At 34.2% G+C, this 3120-nt stretch carries 3 protein-coding genes; 2 read left to right on the top strand and 1 reads right to left on the bottom strand.

Annotation, left to right across the window (positions count from 1 at the left end; translation table 11 throughout):
* Window positions 1–17: 17 nt before the first annotated feature.
* A complete protein-coding gene (locus tag FS85_RS16655) occupies window positions 18–158 on the bottom strand; it encodes a hypothetical protein (protein ID WP_160162372.1) in 141 nt (46 codons plus the stop codon).
* Between the two features lie 151 nt (window positions 159–309).
* Here FS85_RS16655 and FS85_RS0100665 point away from each other — a divergent pair, with 151 nt between their 5' ends.
* Complete coding sequence (locus tag FS85_RS0100665; RefSeq protein WP_010134010.1) at window positions 310–894, top strand: hypothetical protein; 585 nt, start codon at window positions 310–312, stop codon at window positions 892–894.
* Between the two features lie 160 nt (window positions 895–1054).
* Window positions 1055–2986 carry a TM2 domain-containing protein gene (locus FS85_RS16305; protein ID WP_010134009.1) on the top strand — a complete coding sequence of 644 codons (1932 nt, stop codon included), beginning with the start codon at window positions 1055–1057 and terminating at the stop codon, window positions 2984–2986.
* The last annotated feature ends 134 nt before the right edge of the window (window positions 2987–3120 follow it).

Raw genomic sequence — 3120 nt, 5'->3', positions numbered from 1 at the left:
AGGCACAATAAAAATTATTACATATGCGTTTCTACATATCTTTTAGCCGCTAAATAAAGTGCTATAAGTTCTGCGTCATCTTGCCAATCTTTAGTACTTGTTGGTATTGGTGCATTCTTTTCAAACTCTTCTACTATTTCTAAGGCTAAATATTCCATAATTTTTACGTGATGCCTAACAATGCATAAACACAAGTGCTAGGGCTTATTTATTGATTAATATTTTAATTCGTTGTTCATTCTATCTTTATACGTTGGATTTTCTGCCGAAAATCGCACCTGATGCTTATGCTAGTCCGTTGTAGCCAATATGAAAAAACGCATTTTCCAAATATCAATCATAGGATTTTTACTTCTTACTTCTTGCAGTAAAGAGAAAGTAAGAGTGATAGAAAATGAAGATTTCAAATGGACTGTAACCATACCGAAAAATTTTAGAGAATTATCTGATAGCGAATGGGACAAAGTTGAGAATAAAGGAATGGACGCTTTCGAAAATGTTTATGGCGAAGAAGTGGAAAATAGAGCCACTACTCTTTTCGCATACAAAAGCGGACAATTCCAAACATTTGAATCAAACTTTCAAATACACGATTTAGAAGAAGATGGAAATTACTATGAAAGTAATCGCGAAGTGAATAAAATGACGTTCGAAACACTTAAGGAAACTATGCCGAATGCAATTTTGGACTCAGTTTCATCAAAAGAAATGATAGATGGACTGGAATTTGACCGTTTCCAAATGAATATTGATTTCCAAAACGGAATTGAAATGACAACAGTTGGATATAGCAGATTATTTAATGATAAGGATTTTACGATTAACATTGTCTACACCAAAGAAAATGTGGGAAAGGAACTTATTGAAAATATCTTAACCTCAAAATTTGAATAAAATACTGGCTACAACAACGGCTATAGTTCATTACGGCTGAAATTCCTAATCGGAATTTCGAGCCTTTTTGCTAAATTTATGGTTACGGCGGAATGATACTCGCGTACCATTCCGTAACGAAACCATAGCCAAAACCGTTGGCACACATTAAAATCGACACATGAAAAGTAAAACGACAGCAGCAACATTAGCATTCTTTTTAGGTGGACTTGGAGTTCACAGGTTCTACCTTGGACAGCCAATACTTGGCATAGTTTATTTGCTTCTATCTTGGACTCTTATTCCTGTGTTTGTCGGACTAATTGACTTCATAGTACTACTGTCATATTCTGACCAAAAATTTAATTCAAAGTACAATAAGACAAATCAAAAAACGAAACATTCTCAACACGTATCAAATACTAACAAAGGCAAAGCAAATACCGATAATTTAGTAAATGTAACAAGTCGGAAAGTCGGCAGTAACACAACTGAAATGACAATCGACCTTAACGAAGAAAACTTAGTCGCACTTTTTAAAGAGAAACAAAAACAACGAGAAGCTGAAATAAGGAATTTCAATTATGTTCCAATGCAGATTCAGCGTCAAGGTCTTCAACTTCTTGAAAGCATTAACATACTAAACACTACCAAGAATCTTGACACATTAATTGGACGATATGAGTTCGTTTCAAAAATGTATGATGACTTTGTAAAAGCCTCACACAACAAAAGATATATTTCTGATATACAAGTGGCAATTGACCAATACAAGTCAATGTACTATGACAGAATTTTAAAAGACTACGAACTTCAACTTTTAGTTCAACCAGACCATGACAACTTAACCGATTACTACTCTGATTGCCTTTTTAACTGTTTCAATGGATTTTATAAAGAGCAAATGGAACAGATTGAAAACCTTAAAAGAGATGATGCAAAGCAGAGAAGAAAAGAAAAGGTTGTTGAAATTGCAGATATGACTATTTCAGAGTTTGACAAAAACGGTTCAGACAATGACCGATTTAAGCCTATGTTGAACTCACTTAGAGAAATCATTGATAATTTGGATTCTCGTGAAAGGAAACCTCTTGCCGAAACAAAGGAGTTAAACAACCCGATTATAATAAATCCTAAAAGCACATTTGAACTCACCTTATACAACGCAAATCAAAAGGAAATTAAGAAGGCGATTCAAATCTTGAGAGACGATAACATTTGGAATAAGGAAAAGGAATTACTCCCTTTATTTACTGCTCACAATATAAAGTGCAAAGAGATTGAAGATTACATTTCAGAGTATAAGCCACAGTATCACAAATTCATTGAACAGGCAAAGGCAAAATCGGACGAATACAAATCAGCTTCCGAAATGGACAGGTTGGATATTGAAAATGAATTTAAAGAAGAAGCAATCAATAATCTTTACGAAAGAGCAGCTTGCGAACTTGATATACTTTTTGAAGGAAGTGAAATACCTGAAACTATTGACGATGAACTAATTAAAGAATATGGTTTCGAGACCATTTCCAAATATATCGGCTTTAGTTATCGTAAAGACAAGATTATAAGCAATTGGGAAAGAAAAGAATTTGAAGATTTACTCAAAGCAGATTTAGCCATTTCGGGCAGCGACCTCCCAAATGAAGAAGTATTGTTTTCTCAAACTTTAAAAACGCTAAATAAGATTGCTGAAAAAGAAGAAGGACATTTTAAGAGAAAGCAAAAAGCTGTTGACTATTTGAAAGAAAACCCAAAACTATTGGACAATATCGGCAAACACGTTTCGACACGTTCAATGTTTAAAATCAAACCTTTACCTGAGAAGTTTAAGAATGTTGACTTAGAAAGCCTTTCTGCTTCATGGTCATATGTCGAAGAGTACATAAGACTATTGACAGATACTTACAGAGATTCAGAACGCTGTACGGAAGATATAAAAGGCGACAAATCTTGGATTAAAGAATTTAGAGTTGAGAAACACGAAGATTTTGTTCCTGACTTCATATGTCATCGAGCGAGAAAAGAATGTGATAAAAAATTTAGTAAAAACCGACCTCCAAAACTACCTTTTCATGTGGGTTGTAACTGTAACTTGAGAACAGAAATATAAAAAAAACGTGTGCCAACAATGGCTATACGTAATGCAGGCTAAAGTGTTAATATGAAAGCAATTACATTAAACAAACTTTTCGGTTGGCGGACAATAAAGTGCCTTGAAATCCCGCACTACGCATAGCCGAGACC

The organism is Ochrovirga pacifica, from assembly GCF_000220525.1.
GTDB classification, from domain to species: Bacteria; Bacteroidota; Bacteroidia; order Flavobacteriales; family Flavobacteriaceae; genus Ochrovirga; species Ochrovirga pacifica.
This window is presented reverse-complemented; position numbering and strand designations above follow the sequence as displayed.